The organism is Rapidithrix thailandica (assembly GCF_039710355.1).
GTDB classification, from domain to species: Bacteria; Bacteroidota; Bacteroidia; order Cytophagales; family Flammeovirgaceae; genus Rapidithrix; species Rapidithrix thailandica.
The window spans coordinates 301,723-319,385 of sequence record NZ_JBDKWZ010000007.1 but is presented as its reverse complement, the minus strand read 5'-3'; the positions used below and the strand labels follow the sequence as shown (position 1 = coordinate 319,385).

General features: G+C 42.0%; 13 protein-coding genes. 6 read left to right on the top strand and 7 right to left on the bottom strand.

Annotated features, from left to right (window positions below; all coding sequences use genetic code 11):
- Positions 1 to 94 precede the first annotated feature (94 nt).
- The 5 genes from AAG747_RS14400 to AAG747_RS14380 form a co-directional block, all read right to left on the bottom strand.
- A complete protein-coding gene (locus AAG747_RS14400; RefSeq protein WP_346821880.1) occupies positions 95 to 2,164 on the bottom strand; it encodes a transketolase family protein in 2,070 nt (689 codons plus the stop codon).
- 275 nt (positions 2,165 to 2,439) lie between these two features.
- Positions 2,440 to 2,790 (bottom strand): DUF5615 family PIN-like protein, encoded by a 351-nt coding sequence (locus tag AAG747_RS14395; protein ID WP_346821879.1) that lies wholly within the window; start codon positions 2,788 to 2,790, stop codon positions 2,440 to 2,442.
- Positions 2,787 to 3,014: a DUF433 domain-containing protein gene (locus AAG747_RS14390; protein ID WP_346821878.1), complete on the bottom strand. Its 228-nt coding sequence runs from the start codon at positions 3,012 to 3,014 to the stop codon at positions 2,787 to 2,789. Before AAG747_RS14390 ends, AAG747_RS14395 begins: the two co-directional genes overlap by 4 nt.
- A gap of 439 nt (positions 3,015 to 3,453) precedes the next feature.
- Entirely contained in the window at positions 3,454 to 4,386 is a 933-nt protein-coding gene (locus AAG747_RS14385; RefSeq protein ID WP_346821877.1) for a DUF6268 family outer membrane beta-barrel protein, read from the bottom strand.
- 335 nt (positions 4,387 to 4,721) lie between these two features.
- Entirely contained in the window at positions 4,722 to 5,012 is a 291-nt protein-coding gene (locus tag AAG747_RS14380) for a YciI family protein (RefSeq protein ID WP_346821876.1), read from the bottom strand.
- A 298-nt stretch (positions 5,013 to 5,310) separates the two neighbouring features.
- Between AAG747_RS14380 and AAG747_RS14375 the strand changes: the two genes are divergently transcribed.
- Positions 5,311 to 6,357 (top strand): alkaline phosphatase D family protein, encoded by a 1,047-nt coding sequence (locus AAG747_RS14375; RefSeq protein WP_346821875.1) that lies wholly within the window; start codon positions 5,311 to 5,313, stop codon positions 6,355 to 6,357.
- Between the two features lie 167 nt (positions 6,358 to 6,524).
- On the opposite strand, the gene AAG747_RS14370 is transcribed toward AAG747_RS14375, so the two are convergent.
- Entirely contained in the window at positions 6,525 to 7,334 is an 810-nt protein-coding gene (locus AAG747_RS14370) for a M48 family metallopeptidase (protein WP_346821874.1), read from the bottom strand.
- Positions 7,335 to 7,840: 506 nt separating this feature from the next.
- Here AAG747_RS14370 and AAG747_RS14365 point away from each other — a divergent pair.
- The 5 genes from AAG747_RS14365 to AAG747_RS14345 all read left to right on the top strand — a co-directional run bounded on the left by AAG747_RS14365 (position 7,841) and on the right by AAG747_RS14345 (position 16,033).
- Positions 7,841 to 8,659, top strand: coding sequence for a mechanosensitive ion channel family protein (locus tag AAG747_RS14365; RefSeq protein ID WP_346821873.1), 819 nt, complete (start codon positions 7,841 to 7,843; stop codon positions 8,657 to 8,659).
- A gap of 136 nt (positions 8,660 to 8,795) precedes the next feature.
- Positions 8,796 to 10,130, top strand: coding sequence for a M16 family metallopeptidase (locus AAG747_RS14360; protein WP_346821961.1), 1,335 nt, complete (start codon positions 8,796 to 8,798; stop codon positions 10,128 to 10,130).
- Between the two features lie 128 nt (positions 10,131 to 10,258).
- The gene (locus AAG747_RS14355; protein ID WP_346821872.1) at positions 10,259 to 12,334 is read left to right on the top strand and encodes a M16 family metallopeptidase; all 2,076 of its coding nucleotides are present in this window, start codon (positions 10,259 to 10,261) and stop codon (positions 12,332 to 12,334) included.
- A 144-nt stretch (positions 12,335 to 12,478) separates the two neighbouring features.
- On the top strand, positions 12,479 to 13,069 hold the full coding sequence (locus AAG747_RS14350) for a putative periplasmic lipoprotein (RefSeq protein WP_346821871.1): 591 nt from the start codon (positions 12,479 to 12,481) through the stop codon (positions 13,067 to 13,069).
- 141 nt (positions 13,070 to 13,210) lie between these two features.
- Positions 13,211 to 16,033, top strand: coding sequence for a DEAD/DEAH box helicase (locus tag AAG747_RS14345; RefSeq protein ID WP_346821870.1), 2,823 nt, complete (start codon positions 13,211 to 13,213; stop codon positions 16,031 to 16,033).
- A gap of 251 nt (positions 16,034 to 16,284) precedes the next feature.
- Here the strand turns inward: AAG747_RS14345 and AAG747_RS14340 are convergent, their stop codons facing one another.
- Positions 16,285 to 17,652, bottom strand: coding sequence for a hypothetical protein (locus tag AAG747_RS14340; RefSeq protein ID WP_346821869.1), 1,368 nt, complete (start codon positions 17,650 to 17,652; stop codon positions 16,285 to 16,287).
- Positions 17,653 to 17,663: the final 11 nt, after the last annotated feature.

The following is a 17,663-nucleotide window of genomic DNA, read 5'->3' as shown; positions in this document are numbered from 1 at the left end:
GCAGTACACAAGGCTTGCCCTTGATGCTTGCAAAGCTAAAAAAAAGCCTGCATACACTCGGTATACAGGCTTTTTATCTCTGAAAATGTTTGAATTATTTGCTGTTGAAGGCATCCAAATAGGCAATAGCCTGATTGAATACATTTTCTTTAGTATAGCCAAACTTCTCGTCCAGTACGGTATAAGGTGCCGAATAGCCGAAGTGATCCAAACCAATCACTTTACCGAAAGGCCCTACCAAACCTTGAAGGGTAACCGGTAATCCTGCCGTTAAGCCAAGAATCGGTAAGTTGCCAGGTAATACCTGCTCTTGGTACTCACGGCTTTGTGCTCTGAAAAGTCCTTCGGAAATAGCTGAAACCACGCGTACTTTTAAGCCTTTTTCTTCCGTAAGTTTTTGAGCGCCATCAATCAGAGTAGCTACTTCGGAACCATTAGCTACCAAAATGATATCCGCTTGTCCTTCTGTATCCTGTACAATATAGGCTCCTTTTTCCGCACCTTTGGCTTCTTCAAAGCGAGAGGCGGAGGCCGGGAGATCATTGATATTTTGTCTGGAAAGAATCAAACCGGTTGGTGTCTTCACATTATCCAAGGCCATTTTCCAGGCAATGGTAGTTTCTTGAGCATCAGCCGGACGCAAAGCTAAGAAACTGTTTTGTCCGGAGTGATTTTTCAAATGCTCCAACAGACGGATTTGTGCTTCTTGTTCCACGGGTTGGTGGGTAGGTCCATCCTCTCCAACGCGGAAAGCATCGTGTGTCCAGATGTATTTTACAGGAAGTTCCATCAAGGCAGCCAGTCGGATGGCAGGCTTCATATAGTCTGAGAAGGCAAAGAAAGTACCACAGACAGGAATGACTCCTCCATGCAAGGCCATTCCGTTACAAATGGCAGCCATGGTTAATTCAGATACACCGGATTGTAAGAAGGCTCCGGAGAAATCCCCTTTGGCAAAGGCTTTTGATTTTTTCAGGAAGCCATCGGTTTTGTCACTGTTACACAAGTCGGCAGAAGTGACAATCATATTTTCAACATTTTCCGCAAAGAAACCTAATACGGTAGCAGATGCGGCACGGGTAGCTATACCGGCCTTTTGCTCGATTTGGCTGTAGTCCAACTCAGGAGCCTCTCCGGAGAAGAATTTTGTCAATTTAGCGGCCAAAGCAGGGTTTTCTTTTTCCCACTGAGCTTGCTCCTCTTTACGTTGTGCAGCCGCTTTGGCTTTTTCCGCCAATACAGTTTCGTAATAGCTGGCTACATCTTCAAATACTTTGAAGGGGTCTTCCACATCTCCCCCCAAGTTTTTGATGGTTTCTGGGATTGAAGCTCCTGCCTTGCTCAAAGGCTGGCCGTGTGTAGATACCTTGCGCTCGAAAGATTCGCCGGATTCGGTGATGGCACCTTTACCCATGGTGGTTTTTCCGATGATCAACGTAGGTTTTTCCGTTTCGGCAATGGCTTCTTTCAGCGCAGCCCGGATTTCATGTTGGTCATTACCATTGATAGTAATGGTTTTCCACCCCCATGCCTCGTATTTTTTAGCAGTATCTTCTGTTGTGACTTCGTCTGTTTCCGTAGAAAGCTGAATGTCATTGGAGTCATAGAACATGACCAGGTTGCTCAGTCCTAAGAACCCGGCAATCCGTCCGGCTCCCTGAGAAATTTCCTCTTGGATTCCACCGTCAGAGATGAACGCGTAGGTTTTGTGAGCGGTCCATTCGCCAAAGCGTTCGGCCAAAAAGCGCTCGACAATTGCTGCTCCAACGGCAAAAGTATGACCTTGTCCCAAGGGTCCTGAAGTATTTTCCACCCCTCTGGCTTGGTCTATTTCAGGGTGTCCGGGAGTAGGGCTGCCCCACTGACGGAAGTTTTTCAAATCCTCTATGCTGTAATTGCCCGTAAGGAACAGCTGAGAGTACAACATAGGGGACATATGCCCGGGGTCAAGGAAAAATCGGTCGCGGAACGCCCATTTTGGATCTTTAGGGTCAAATTTCAGAAATTCTGTAAACAGAATATTGATGAAATCCGCACCACCCATCGCGCCTCCGGGATGTCCGGATTTGGCTTTTTCAACCATTGCTGCTGACAATATCCGGATGTTATCCGCAGCCCGTTCTACCACCTGTAAATCCTTCTCCGTAATAACAGAATCTTGCATTTTTTCTATGTTATGAAATAAAATCGCTGAGATGAATGAAGTTTGAATTCATTTTGAGGTGCAAATTAACAAAGTTCTTCCTACATAATTGTCATAATTATCCGATTTTTAGCTTTTTAGGTAGGAGCGCTTATGCTTTTTTGAGGTGGTTGTTGCTTGGTTATTAGGTGCTTGCCTTGCATTGTTATTTTCACTAAACTACCTGAATGCACTGATTGTTTGAGAACAGAACAATCGGCTTTGTATAAGGGCAAAGGTTGAAAACCGAGTTTCTGTCAAGCGTTCTTTACCCGTATTTCTTTTGGTGTGATGCATACGAGGTAAGCTCCTATTTTTTCTCTAAATTCGTCAAATAAACTTTCAGCTGTAGCCAAGAGTTGCAGATCCTCAGAAGGAGGGGTTTGTTGCAACACAAAAATCGAGAGCCCTTTAATTTGATGCGCAAATAAATATTCGGCAAAGTTGATATCAAATGTCATGAAGATTCCGTGCAATGATGCACAAATTTCCGCTATCTGATGGTCACTTGCTCCATAATGCCGCTCCCGTATGGCATACACCTCATAGTTTTTCCTGCGGAGTAATTCTATTGTCCGTTGATCAATATTTTCATCTACGATGATCATGAGGTACGGATCAATAATTCATTGGAAATGATTTCGGCACAATAGTTATAAGTGGCTTTGAGGTGTTCTTCGGTGATGTTGGGGTAGAGGGTTGAGATTTCTTCCGGGCTTAAACCGTCGGCCAGCTTTCGCAAAATCAACTCCACAGTTAGCCGGGTTCCTTTATAAATAGGTTTGCCCAACATAATTTTGGGATCGCGGATGATAAGGTCTTCTTGTTCCATGGCTGTATATGCTTCATCTCCATTTCTCCAAACCAATAGAGGTTTGACAAAATCTGTATCTGTAGAAATCGAAGTGAATTAACCTTTTTCTTTTTTCTAAAAAATGTTTCGAAAACGCCTCCTCTGTATTACTTTTTTCAACAATAGCATTGACTATTCTCTTTGAAAAGTGCCTTGATGAGCCGATTTTGATTTCATGTTCGGTCAAAAACTATACGTGTAAACCACTTCATTAAGATAATAAATTGATTGATAAAGAAGTGAATTAACCTTTTTCTTTTTTCTAAAAAATGTCTCCTCTGTGTTACTTTTTTCTAACAATAGCTTTGGCTATTCTCTTCAAAAAATGCCTTGATGAGCCGGTTTTGATTCCGTTTTCGGTCAAAAACTATACGTGTAAACCTCTTCAAAGGAAAAACTTGGAGTACTCTACCCCTCGTTAATTTTTCTTGCGGGGTGGAGCGATAAACAAACTTACACTGGCAAACATTCCGGCGGGTAGGTGAGAGTCAATGAGAATATTGCCCCGTTGAGCATGAGGTTGGCGGATATCAAAAGAAAAGCTTTTACGAAAGCCTGCCTGCACACTCAACCAAAGCATGGGTAAAATAGCCTGTTGTAAAGAGAGGCTGGTTTCCCATTGTAATAATTGTAAGGTGATAGGATTGGTACTGCCTTCTGCCAACTGAATTTCGGGTAAGTAATAGCGGTTCCCGGTCAGTTCGGAGGTCAACAATGCCAGGGTAGAAGAAGAAAAATTTCTGCGAAGGCTAGCTTTTTTAGGCAATAGTAACTCCACTCCCCACCTCTCATTGAAGGTATGATTGTACAAAAACAGAGGGTAGATGGAAAACCGGTTAAATTTTTTGCTTGCGTAAAGTCCAAAACCCATTTCGCGGGAATCACTCAAGCGCTTGCCTAATAGTAATGAGGCATTGAAAGTATAATATTCGCTCTCCTCGGGCAGCCAACCTTCAAAAAGCCCACTGGCACTGGCAGCCCCCCGAAACGCTAAGTAATGAGTTTCGGATAAGGAATGTACGGCTATCATGTTCATGCCAAGAGTTTTCAGGTGGCGGTCGTGTAGGTTTTGATGGGGCAGGTATGATAAATCCGAAGGTTTGTCAAACGTAAACTCTTCCCAACTGTAGCGAAAGCCCAGAAGCACTTTGTTTCTTTTCGTATTTAAGGCAGGGATGTACATTTTGAATTTGTTGTACGAATGCGAATTCACCTGACTTACCCCGTTACCTATCTGTGAGTTGGGTGAAATGGAACGCAACTGAAAACCGGGCGTACTTTTCCGTTCAAAAGAAATACCTCGGGAAGGACCGGAGTGGCAGACACCTGGTAAGGCCCAACGTTTTTTCATTTTCTTTTGGCAGAAGCCTTTGTTTAACACACAACAGAGCACCAAAATAGGCAACAAGAAATAAGATTTGTACTTAGAAACCAATGCTTGAAACTTTTGCATAAATTACTTCCCGGCTATTCCGAAAGATCTTGAATTTACTATATTAATAAAATTTGCTGTGATTTTAGTGGTTCATTAAGAGGTATTTGCACTCAATAGCTGGCTTGGTTGTAAGTGTGTTTGAACACATATTGATCCTCTTGTCTAACAGCAATCAGAACAAGAGGATTCTGTTCAATGTTATATAACATAAATTGAACCAGTATGTTAAAATTTTTCTTTTGGAGAGGCGTTTATGAAAATTTTAATAATTTGACGGGCTTTACTTCTACCTTGTCCCATACCTGTTGTTTTACGTATGGATCGTCTTTTAACCAATTTTCCAAGGTTTCTCGATCCGGAAAATTCAAATAAAGGGTAGAGCCGATCATTTTTCCCTGATCATCTAAAATAGCCCCTCCGTGAATCAAGTTTCCGGCTTCTTTCGCTTCCATAGCCCTTTGTAAATGGGCTTCGCGGGCGTTCAATCTTCTTTCCGGTGCTTGGGCATCCGTGCCATCGTAAGCAACAAGTAAAAATTCCATATGCTTTTTTCTTACAAATTGATAAAAAAATATTAATCAGGCAAACATAAGGAAAGTTGCCGTATGCATTATGAATTTTGGCCAAACAATGAGACCTCCGGCCAATGGGAAGCGGTGAATCGTAGTATACTATTCAAAACGACTTATAGCGGCATTGGATTTTTTTCTCTTTTTTGTCAACTATTATATACATATTGATGAACGGTTCCCTACTTATAATTAACATGCTCTTCATATGAATCAAACCGGAAAAGAGTAGACGAGTAGGTAACTTTACCCAAAAATAACCCTACTAAAAATGCAAAGAATCTTATCCTTGTTTATTCCCTTTTTACTTGGGATATTGTTAATGAATTGTAGCCCTTCCAAAGGACAGAAAGAAAATGAAGTCATCCAAGCAGAAGCCCCGGAGACTATGCGGATCGCCTTTGGCTCTTGTAGTGATGAAGACGAACGGCAACCTCTCTGGTCAGTCATTAATCAACACCATCCGGATGTGTGGATTTGGCTTGGCGATAATATTTATGGGGATACGGAAGACATGACGGTACTCAAGCAGAAATATACGCTGCAAAAATCCCATACGGAATATCAATACCTGATCAACCATGCACAGGTATTGGGCATATGGGACGATCACGATTATGGCGTCAATGATGGAGGAAAGGAGTATCCTATGAAGAAGGAAAGTAAACAGGCGATGTTGGAGTTTTTGGATGTCCCCCAAGAGAACCCGGTGTGGCAGAGAGAAGGTGCATATCAAAGTAAAGTATTGGGCGAAGGTGGGCAAAAGGTAAAGGTGATTTTGTTGGATTCCCGGTATTTCAGAGATGCATTAGCGCCTTCTTCCGACCCGGAGCAACGCTATGTCATCAATGAAGAGGGCGATATTTTAGGGGAGGCGCAATGGCAGTGGTTGGAGCAAGAACTTACCGGAAGCGATGCTGCCATTCACCTGATTGGTAACGGTATCCAAATTATTCCTGAAGAACAAGGTTTTGAAAAATGGGCAAATTTTCCCAAAGCCCGTAAACGGTTATTTGATTTGTTGGCCAAGGTAAAAGCGCAAAATGTCATTTTACTCAGTGGTGACCGGCATATGGCAGAAATTTCCAAAATGGAAGTGCCAGGCCTTGCGCAACCGGTTTATGAAATTACCTCCAGTGGTTTAACTCATACTTGGTCTGAAAAAAGAGATGAACCCAACCGCTACCGTGTGGGAGAGATGGTGGTTGAAAAGAATTTCGCATTATTGAAAATTGAATGGAGTGATGCGGGGCTCAGCGTTCAGACGGAAATCCGTGGAGAAAATGACAGCCTCTACCTCTCTCAAAAGATTATTTAAAAAAAGAGAGATAAATACCGGCCTTTTACAACGAAGTGAATTAACCTTTTTCTTTTTCCTAAAAAATGTTTCAAAAACCATAAGTGTAAACCACTTCAATATAAAACCAGGCCTGCTAAATTGATCTAACAGGCCTGGTTCATTGATATTAATAGAGAATTTCCCTATTAATATTTGTCCTTGTACTTGTTGTAAAGCGCAATGGCATTTGGCAGTTGCGCATTCAAGTTTTTGATACGTGTGTCATGCGAAGGGTGAGTCGATAAAAACTCAGGAGGGGCTTGTCCTCCGGCAGCTGCTTTCATCCTTTCCCAGAATTTAGGCGCATCCCGTGGATCATACCCTGCCATAGAAGAAAAAATCAACCCGATTTTATCCGCTTCGGACTCGTGTTGACGAGAAAAAGAAAGCATCCCCACTTGTGCTCCCACACCAAAAGCCGTTTGAAACGCTTGTTGGTAAACGGGTTTGGATTTCATCGTAGCCAATGAAACGCCTACTTCCAGCCCTTGGGCTATCAGTCCTTGGGACATTCGCTCAGAACCGTGTTCGGCAATCGCGTGTGCTACCTCATGCCCCATCACGATGGCAACCCCTTCTTCCGTTTTGCAGATCGGGAGAATTCCGGTATAAAATACAACCTTACCTCCTGGCATACACCAAGCGTTGGCAATGTCATCGTCTACCAAGTTGAATTCCCAAGCAAAGCCTTCCAGGTTAGACGAAAGGCCTTGTTCTGCCATATACGTTTCCACTGCTTTTTGAATGCGCCTTCCCACCCGCTTGATCATTTCTGCTTGCTTTGAGTTGGAGCTGACTTTATTTTCTTTTAAGAAACTGTCATATTGTGAATAGCTCATTGCCAGCATTTGTGAAGAAGGAATCAACCGTAATTGTTTCCGTCCTGTCACCGGAACGGTGGAGCAGCTAAAGATAAAGAAAGCCGTGAGAATGGTTACAAGAATATTTTTAAGCATAGTTATAGATTTTTTTATGAATTATGACCAAATTGAAAATCGCTTAAGCAAAGATATTTTATCGTATTAACAAATTAAATCTTCTTTTTTATGAAACCGGCAATGGAAAATTGAAGGCTGAGCAATTTTTAGTTAATATCTGATAACTCTTTTGTTTTTCTTCCCTTCATATCCATATTTCGAGTTACAACAACCCCTGTATGCCTTATCAACATCCTTGATGAAAAAGTATCAACCACGAGACCAGTACGGTAAATTGATTTTACAGGGTTGATGAAAACTCTAATGCAGAGTCAAATTTAAAAAATGAATACACATGGAGTATAGACAATCAACCGAAAGTGATAGACCGTTAGTAACCGGAAATGATCCATAAGTTGTTCACTTTTCTGATTTAATAAAACAAACCGAAAATACATAGGGGAAATACAGTCCAAAATTACCAAGCCTTACCTATAAGATCAAAATAATAATCTGAATAAACTAAACTAATCAAATACTTCATTATGGAAAATTTAGACGCATACACCAGTAAAGCCATAGAGCTTTTAATGACCTATGGTCCTAAATTGATTTTGGCCATTATCGTTTTACTCATCGGTTTGTGGGTGATCAACAAAGTAGTGAACTTGAGTAGCAAGATGATGGAGAAAAGAGGTATAGACCCCTCTTTACTACACTTTTTGAAAAGCCTTGCCAATATTCTATTAAAAGCCTTATTGTTGATCAGTGTGGCCAGTATGATCGGTATTGAAACCACCTCTTTTGTTGCCATGCTGGGTGCTGCGGGCTTGGCAGTAGGATTGGCTTTACAAGGTACTTTGGCCAATTTTGCCGGAGGTGTACTGATTCTTTTTTTCAAACCTTACAAAGTAGGGGACTTGATTCAAGCACAAGGACATTTAGGCCACGTCAAAGAAATTCAGGTTTTTGTTACCATTTTGCTGACTCCTGAGAATAAGACCGTGATTATTCCCAATGGGGCGATTTCCAACGGTGATATTACGAATTATACCACCCAAGGGCTTATCCGGGTAGATTTGGTGATGGGCATTTCTTATGCCGCAAACATCAAAGCCGCCCGTACCGCTTTGATGGAAGTGATGACCCAACATCCCAAAGTACTGGAAACACCCGCTCCCTTTGTCGGGGTCAAAGAATTGGGAAATAGCTCTGTTAATTTGGCCGTAAGGCCTTATTGTAATCCGGAGGATTATTGGGCAGTATATTTTGATATTTACGAACAAGGCAAAGAAGCTTTGGATGCGGCAGGGATCACCATCCCGTTCCCACAATTGGATTTGTATATCAAAGAAAAGCCATAGTGGCATAAGGCTTTCTTTCTCTGAAAGAAGTCGATGGATCCTATCAAAAGCACATATGGCCATTCAAACAAAATCATTTAGGGGGAAATGATGAAATTCTTTACTTTGTAAATGAATACAAATAATTATGAGAAAAATGCTAAAAAACACATTCGCTATTTTATGTATCCTTAGTGGACTGGTCAGCACTACCTATGCCCAAAACAATCAGATTGAATTTACCGAATTTGATTTGAAAAACGGGCTGCACGTTATCCTGCATCAGGATAATTCCACCCCGATTGTTGCCGTGGCGGTATCCTATCATGTAGGTTCTAAAAACGAAGATCCGGAGCGTACGGGTTTTGCCCATTTCTTCGAGCATTTGTTATTCGAAGGGTCGAAAAATATTAAACGAGGAGAGTTTGATAAATACATTACCAATGCCGGAGGAGCAAATAATGCCAATACCTGGCTGGACCGCACATACTATTATGAGTTGCTTCCGTCCAACCAATTGGAATTAGGCTTGTGGCTGGAATCAGAACGGATGTTACATGCCAATGTAGATCAGGTTGGAGTCGATACACAACGCGAGGTAGTAAAAGAGGAAAAGCGTCAGCGGATTGACAATCAACCTTATGGTTCTATTTTGATCGAAGTGCAAAAAAGAGCGTTTAAAAAACATCCCTACCGTTGGCCCACCATTGGTTCGATGGAGCACTTAAATGCCGCCAAGTTAGAGGAGTTCATGAAATTTTATGAGACATTTTATGTGCCCGAAAATGCGACTCTTTCCATTGCCGGAGACATCGATATTAAGCAGGCAAAGAAATTGGTAAAAAAATACTTTAACGGTATTCCTATGGGAGGGCATGAAATCCCAAGACCTACAGTGGTGGAACCGGAGCAAACCGAAGAAATCCGGGACCTTGTGTATGACAATATTCAATTGCCGGCAGTCGTACAAGCTTACCATATGCCTGCACAAGGCACCGAAGACTATTATGCCATCCATATGCTGACCACAATCTTGTCGCAAGGAGCCAGCTCCCGTTTGCAAAAGGCCCTGGTAGACGAACAACAAAAAGCCCTGGCCGTACAAGCCATTCCCTTGGCTGCCGAAGATCCCGGATTGTTTATTACGTTTGGCTTAGCCAATATGGGAATCACCCCGGAAGACTTGGAAGCCGCTATCGATAAAGAAGTGGATCGGATGAAAAAGGAATTGATAAGCGAAAGAGAGTTCCAAAAAATCCGCAATCAAATGGAAAATGACTTTATCAGTCAAAACTCAACCATAGCCGGAATTGCCGAAAGTTTGGCCGATTACCATATGTACTTTGGCGATGCCAACTTGATCAATACGGAGATCGAACGCTACATGAATGTCACCCGGGAAGATATTCAACGAGTTGCTCAAAAGTACTTGAAGAAAGACAATCGCGTAGTTTTATATTATTTGCCTAAGTCAGCTCAAAAAGAAAACTAACCCGGGCAGGTAAGATCCGGTATATCTAGGAGCATCGGGTGTCGGTACCGGGAAGAAGCGTATCGTATTCGCTTCTCTGTTATTTAGATTCGAAGTATAGTTATTTTAAGAAAAAACAAACATCTGAAATGAAGTATCTATTGATATATGTAAGCTTTTGTTTGGCTTTTACGGCTGAGGTAGTTGCCCAAAAGGTAGACCGGACACAAGCCCCGGAGCCAGGGCCCGCTCCGGAAATCAAAATCGGAAAGGCTGAACGTTTTGAATTGGAAAACGGCCTGAAAGTAATAGTGGTGGAGAATCACAAGTTACCCAGAGTTTCTTTTAATTTGAGTCTGGATCTTGACCCGGTATATGAAGGAAAGAATGCGGGGTATGTCGATTTAGCCGGGCAGTTGTTGATGCACGGAACACAAAACCGTAGCAAAAGCGAATTAGACGAAGAAGTAGATTTTATCGGAGCTTCTTTGGGCTCCTCTTCTACAGGCGTATACGGTTCGGCATTGACCAAACACACCGATAAACTTCTGGAATTGATGAGCGATGTACTGTTCAACCCTTCGTTTCCGGAAGCCGAATTGGACAAACTCAAAAAGCAGACAATATCCGGTATTCAGGCTGGTAAAGACGATCCTAATTCAATTGCTTCGAATGTACGTTCTGCCCTCGTATATGGCAAAGACCATCCTTATGGAGAAAATGCCACTGAAAAGACAGTGGAGAATGTAACCGTAGAAGCTTGTAAAAAATACTATACGACCTATTTCAAACCGGATGCCGCCTATTTGGTGGTGGTAGGAGATATTAACCGTTCGAAAGCCGAAGAGTTGGCCCGGAAATATTTTAGCAAATGGCCGGAAGGGGAGGTGCCCTCTCATCAATACGCTACCCCGAAAGCTCCTGCCGAAAGAATTGTAGCTTTAGTGGACCGGCCTACCTCAGTACAATCAGTGATCAATGTAACCTTTCCGGTAACTTTGAAAGTCGGAGATCCGGATGTGGTAAAAACTTCCGTATTGAATCAAATTTTAGGGGGAGGGTTTTCTTCCCGCTTGATGCAAAACCTGCGGGAAGATAAAGCATTTACTTATGGAGCCCGCTCTTCCCTTTCATCTGACCGGCTGATCGGTAGCTTTAATGCTTATGCCAGTGTGCGTAACCAAGTGACAGACAGTGCGGTCAATGAATTTTTGTATGAAATTGAGAAAATCGTAGAAGAGACCGTTACAGACAAAGAGCTTAAGGCTGCCAAAGCGTATTTGACCGGTAGTTTTGCCCGCTCTTTGGAAAGCCCGTCTACCATTGCCCGTTTTGCTTTGAATACCGCTTTGTACAAATTACCCGAAGATTATTATGCCACCTACTTGCAGCGATTGAATGCTGTTACGGTGGAAGACCTGAAAAGTGTAGCGAAAAAATACATTAGCCCGGAGCAAGCTTATGTCTTAATTGTCGGGAAGGCCGATGATTATGCGGATAAAGTAGCCCGTTTTGGCAAGGTTAACTATTTTGACATTTACGGTGATGCATATGAACCGGGAGTAAAAACGGAGTTGCCGGAGGGGTTGACTGCCCAACAGGTGATTAATTCCTACATTAAAGCGATCGGAGGCGAAGAGAATCTTAACAAAGTAGAAGATGTATATATTAAAATGAAAGCTTCCATGCAAGGCCGGGAGTTAGACATTGAAAATATTCGTAAAGCACCCAACAAGTCTTTTTCAACCATTTCTATGAACGGGATGGCAGTGTTTAAACAAGTGTATAACGGTTCGGATCTGGTAATGACGCAAATGGGGCAACCTATTGAGGTAGAAGAAGGGGATAAGAAAGATATTGTGTTCCAATCCATGATTTTCCCGGAGCTACATATGAATGAAATGGGAGTGAACTTGGAGTTAAAGGGTATTGAACAAATAGAAGATAAAGCGGCTTATGCCCTGGAAATGGAAATGCCTTCCGGGAAAAAATCCACTTTGTATTTTGACATTGCTTCCGGGCTAAAAGTACGGACCAGTATGGTGGTGGAAACGCCTCAAGGAGAAATAGCACAAGTAACGGATTTTGCCGATTACAAAGAATATAATGGAGTGAAATTTCCTCAGACCATTATTATGCCAATGGGCCCTATGAAGTTAGAAGCTAAAGCAGCCAGTATTCAAGTGAATAGTGGTATTTCAGATGATACTTTCAAGGTGCAGTAAATTGAACTTTGATGGTTAGTAGTTACTCCCGGAAAGTATCTTCCGGGAGTTTTCTTTTTTTAGGACACCTGAAATATGTATTTTTTTTGACCTTATTTGGGTATTGATTGTCTGTATTATATAGCACTTTAATTTATCAATCCTATGAAATACAGACTTTTATTCTTCGTACTGCTTCTTGCAATGAGTGGCTGTGTCTCTAACAAAGGGAAATATGTAGCCAAGGTGGATAACGATAGCCGGTTTATCTTAGATTATGATAGTAGACTTGCTCAACAAGCAATGAAAAAACACCGCTTTGAGTATGGCGCTTCTACGGTGGGAGCCGCTGCGGTAGAAGGAGCGGTTGAAGGGCTGGTTAGTGGAATTATCATTAGTACGGTTCCTTGTAAGGCTTGTGGCAGAAGGAAGTGTTGTTGTGATAATCCGCATATGAATGACGCGGATGTTCATACTGAAAAAATATACAGAACCCTTGTCTTGAAAAACACCGAAAAAGATACTGTCTATTTTGATTTGTTGACGGAGCAAAAAATAGATGAATCATTAAGTTGCAGTGTAAAAAAAGTTTATTTGCCTCCTCAAGAACGGATTACCTTATTATTGCCGTACTCTACGAAATACGAATTACAATACGGAAAGGAAGCGGAGGGAAAAAAGGAAAACTCCGAAATGCTTCTTACCACTATCACAAATAAAGTGTTTTTTAGAAATGGTCGCATTTTTCGAAAGTAATTGACGGTATTAATTACAAGTGAACAGGCCTTGTGGGTTTTTATAAGCCGCAAGGCCTTTTTCTTATTTCCTTCTTTATATTTTCGGCATTCTTTTTATACTTGTGTATTACTAAAACCGAATAAGTCGAACACATTATTCATGAGCCACTCCAATAACCTAGTACGTTATCTTAAAAGTTGTTACCAGGCAGATAATCGCGAATTGTCTCTGACCAATTTTTTTCAACAAAAAGTAGAACATCATTACCTCTTACAGGAAACCGAATTGTTTTCCGGAGAACTCTCCACACTGCCTGCAGATGAAGAATGGGCCGAAAGCGTTACCAAAACCTTATCGGTTTATTCCAAGGAAAAAGAACTGTACACCTGTGCGCTTTTTGTGATAGGCAAAGCGATGATCGGAGGCAAAGAGCAAAAAATTATCGCCCCTTTGTTGCTCAGCCCTACGACCATTGTGGAAGGAGAAATGCCTACGTTACAGCTTCCTGCACAAAATACTCAACTCAATACATTTTTGTTTAAGCTGCTTGAGGCACAAGACGATGACGATACGTCTTACACAGCCATCAATGAGCTTTCGACCATAGTCAACAGTAGTCATCTGGATTTCGAACAATGTGCCGCCATCAAAAACTTCTTTGATGAAAGGTTTGAGGGGATCGATACACAGGACTTACTCTTATATCCTCAATTATATGATAAAAAGAAAATCGACCGGAAGTTTAAAAAGCTGAAAGAGGGGTTTGCCATTCTTCCGGCAGCGGGTTTGGCCGTTCTCAAAAAATCCACGGCTACGTTAGGAGTGTTGAATGAGTTAAGTGAATTGGAAGCGTCTTCGGATTATTCCGCTCCCTTACGCGTATTTTTAGGTGCGGATGAGTCTGCCCCCTCAGTAAAAGAAGAAAGCAAACAAATTCTGGTACCTACCACCTTGAATGCGGCCCAACAGTCCGTCTTTCAATCGGTGAATGCCCATCATGCAACGCTGTTAGTAGGTCCTCCGGGTACCGGCAAGTCCTTTACCATCGCAGCTCTGACGGTGGACTATCTGGCTCGTGGCAAATCGGTGTTGATCGTGTCTTCCAATAACCAAGCGGTAGATGTAATTGCGGATAAAATTGAGAAGGACTTTGAATTAAAAGATGTTTGTATCCGGGGGGGCGGAATGCGCAATTACAAAACGACTCTAAGGCATCTATTGGGTAATATCATCAATGGAGTGGGAGTGAAGAATATTAAAAAAGAGGAAATAACGGCCTTAGAGAAAAAGCTGGAGCAATATTTAAAAAATATAGATAAACAGGAAAGGCTGTTTGCCAAACAAGAAAAACGCGAACTGGAGCGAGGTGGTCTTTTGGCACAAAGCTCTCTTAGCCTTTTACAAAAAATTAAGAAATGGTGGACGGGCGTCAGGCTCAACTTTAATTTGGAAGAGCCTTATTGGGAAATCTATCAAGGGATTTTGCGAGAGGTAAGACATAAAAACGAAACCATAAAAGAGTTGGTTGACAAGCAGTATCATTATAATCTATACCAAACCTTAGAACACCACCGGCAAGAACTGGTTAATTTTTATAATGCCATCCGTGCCCGGACAGGAAACCGGAAGGAAAGCTTGTTCGATGAAATCAATTTTGACCGTTTGAAAAAGACCTTGCCGGTATGGCTGGTCAGTATCGGAGAGATTAACAGCGTATTGCCCCTACGCAAAGAGTTGTTTGATTTGGTGATTATCGATGAGGCCAGTCAATGCGACTTGGCCAGTACGCTTCCGGTAATGCAACGGGGAAGGAAAGTCGTAGTGTCGGGTGACCCCAAACAATTGCGGCATGTATCCTTCCTTTCCCGGGAACGGCAACGCTACTTGGGCGAACAGGTCGACCTGACCGAATCCCAGGTGGAACAATATGCCTACCGGGACCGGAGTGTATTGGACGTTTTTAGCGATCAAGTGCAAAGTCAAAATCAAATTGCTTTTTTAAATGAACATTTCCGGAGTCTCCCGGGAATCATTAGTTTTAGCAACCGGGAGTTTTATGCCGATAAATTACGCATCATGACCTCCGACCCGAAACTTGCGCAGGTCCAGAGTTTATTTCATTTGCAAGTGGATGGCGAACGGGTCAAGCAAGGGTACAATACAGGTGAAGCGGAGTTTATTCTCAAGAAGGTAGAGGAGATGATGGAGGAGGAAAAGAATCTTGAAGTGTCTCTTTGCCAAAGTATAGGAATCTTATCTCCTTACCGGAATCAGGTGGACTATTTGAGGCAACAGGTTAGTAATCGCTTTGATTTAGAAAGTATGGAGCGGCATAATTTGCTGGTAGGAACGGCCCATTCTTTTCAAGGAGAGGAACGGGATGTGATGTTTTTGTCATTTGCCATTGATTCCGAAACACATCCTTCCGCTTTACAACATATCAACCGTACAGATGTGTTTAATGTTAGCATTACCCGGGCACGTTCCAATCAATACGTGGTTACATCGTTAAGTAAAAATCAGTTACCCACCACCTCTATGTTGGGTAAGTACCTTTCCTATATTGACAATCATTCGGAAAGTACCGACAAGCCCAATAGCTACCCGGTGACCTGGGATGAATTTTTGGAAGAGGTGCGACAAACGCTTACCGCTTGGGGAGTGGAAGAACTGCATGTCAAGTACCCCGTTGCCGGTTTGGAAATTGACTTGGTCATGGTTTATCAAGGGAAAACCTACTGTATTGATTTGATCGGTTATCCCGGAGAGTTTGAAGCTGCTTTTTCCCTGGAACATTATAAATTGTTTGTGCAACAACAAGCCGGATTCGGCGTCTTTCCTCTGCCATATAGCTTGTGGAAATTGCAAAGAGAAACAACCGAGCAGGCCTTGAAAAAATATTTGGGTATAGGAGAGATTGCCGGGATACAAAAGCCTTTGCCAGGTAAAAAAGAAAAGGCGATTTCAACGGGTATCTCTTGATTATTTTTGCGTAAAATGACCAAGAGAAATTCTATGAAAAAACAGAGGCTGCCCGAAAAATCCGGGCAGCCTTATAATGAAGTGAATTAACCTTTTACTTTTTCCTGAAGAATGTTTCAAAAAGGCCTCCTCTGTGTTACTTTTTTCACCAATAGCTTTGGCTATTCTCTTCAAAAAGTGCCTTGATGAGCCGGTTTTGATTCCATTTTCGGTCAAAAACTATACGTTTAAACCACTTCAATGTAAAAAAACTATGTATTTGCTTTCCAAGAGCCACTGTCTAGTATGTCTCCTTTTTCATCGAATTCTTTCCAGGAGCCATTCCCTTCAACATCCCATTGAATGTCATCCCTGGGCATTCCATCTTCGGAATATTGTTGTTTACCGGAGCCGTCCGATTGGACTTCCAAATCAAACTTTACCCATCCATCATCATACAAAAAGCGAATACTGCCATTATAATCGAGTAATTCAACAGTAATGGAGATGTTTTCACCTTCCAAAATAAAGGCCTTTCTGCCGTCTTTGGTTTGCCGGGCTTCAAAGAGTTTTACATAAGACCCATCATCTTCTTGAACAAAGGCTTCGAACAAATACTCATCGCCTTGTTTGGAAACTTGGCAGACGGTGACTTCACCGAACTTATTTGTCCACTTATACACTAAATACTCCCCTTCCCCCGGAGTGACAGGCGTAGTGGATTTTTCGGCATCCCCCGGAATGTCAAGATAAACAGTAAAGTAACTACTGTACTCGTATTTATAATCATTGATTCTGGTAACAAGCGTTTTTGCATACGTATTATAAGAGTCCTTTAAACCTTGGGGTAAAACGATTTCTTCCAGGCTTTTCAAAAAAACAAATTTTACATCTTCCAAACGTTCAGGCCATGATCCCTTGCCGGTTTCTTTGCCATCATAAGGGTTGAAGTCTTGCCAAGAGCCCTTGCCTTCTGCATCCCACTGAATAATGTAGAAAAGCTTGCCATCAAAAGAATTTGCCGTTTTGCCTGAAGCATCGGCATAAAAGTTCCATTCCTGTTTAGCGCCCGCAGGTCTTGTATGAGAAACATAAGTGCTTTCTTTTTCTCTTTTTTCCCAAAGGAAGGTAGCCCTTACCTGTTTTTCTTCCAAATCAAACTGTTTGAGTTGGAATTTTTTACCTGCTTTAGGTTGGCGGGCTTCGATAAACAACTGGTAAGGGGCATTATCTTTTTTCCTGATGAACACTTCCATCAAGTATTCATCTCCTTGTTGAGAGAGCTGTAAGGCAATGGACTTGTTATCTTCTTCCCATTTGTACACTATGTATTTTCCTTCCGAAGATGCAATGGGAGTATTGGATTTTTCCGCACCCTCCGGAATATCAAAGTAAGTAGTGAAATAAGCCCTGATCGCATTGGCTTCGTTGATGTCACTTATCGCTTGTTCTGCATGAATATTATCATAATCCTGTAACCCTTGAGGAGCAGTGAATTCTTCAAACTCATTTAATAGAGCAAATTTTACTTCCTCGAGTGAGGGTTCCGGTTGTGGAGCCTCATCATCGTCCTTCGAACAAGACGTGAAGAATAAAGAAGTAAGAAGTGTTGTAAGAATTACTAATTGAAATTTTTTCATGAATTTTCTAT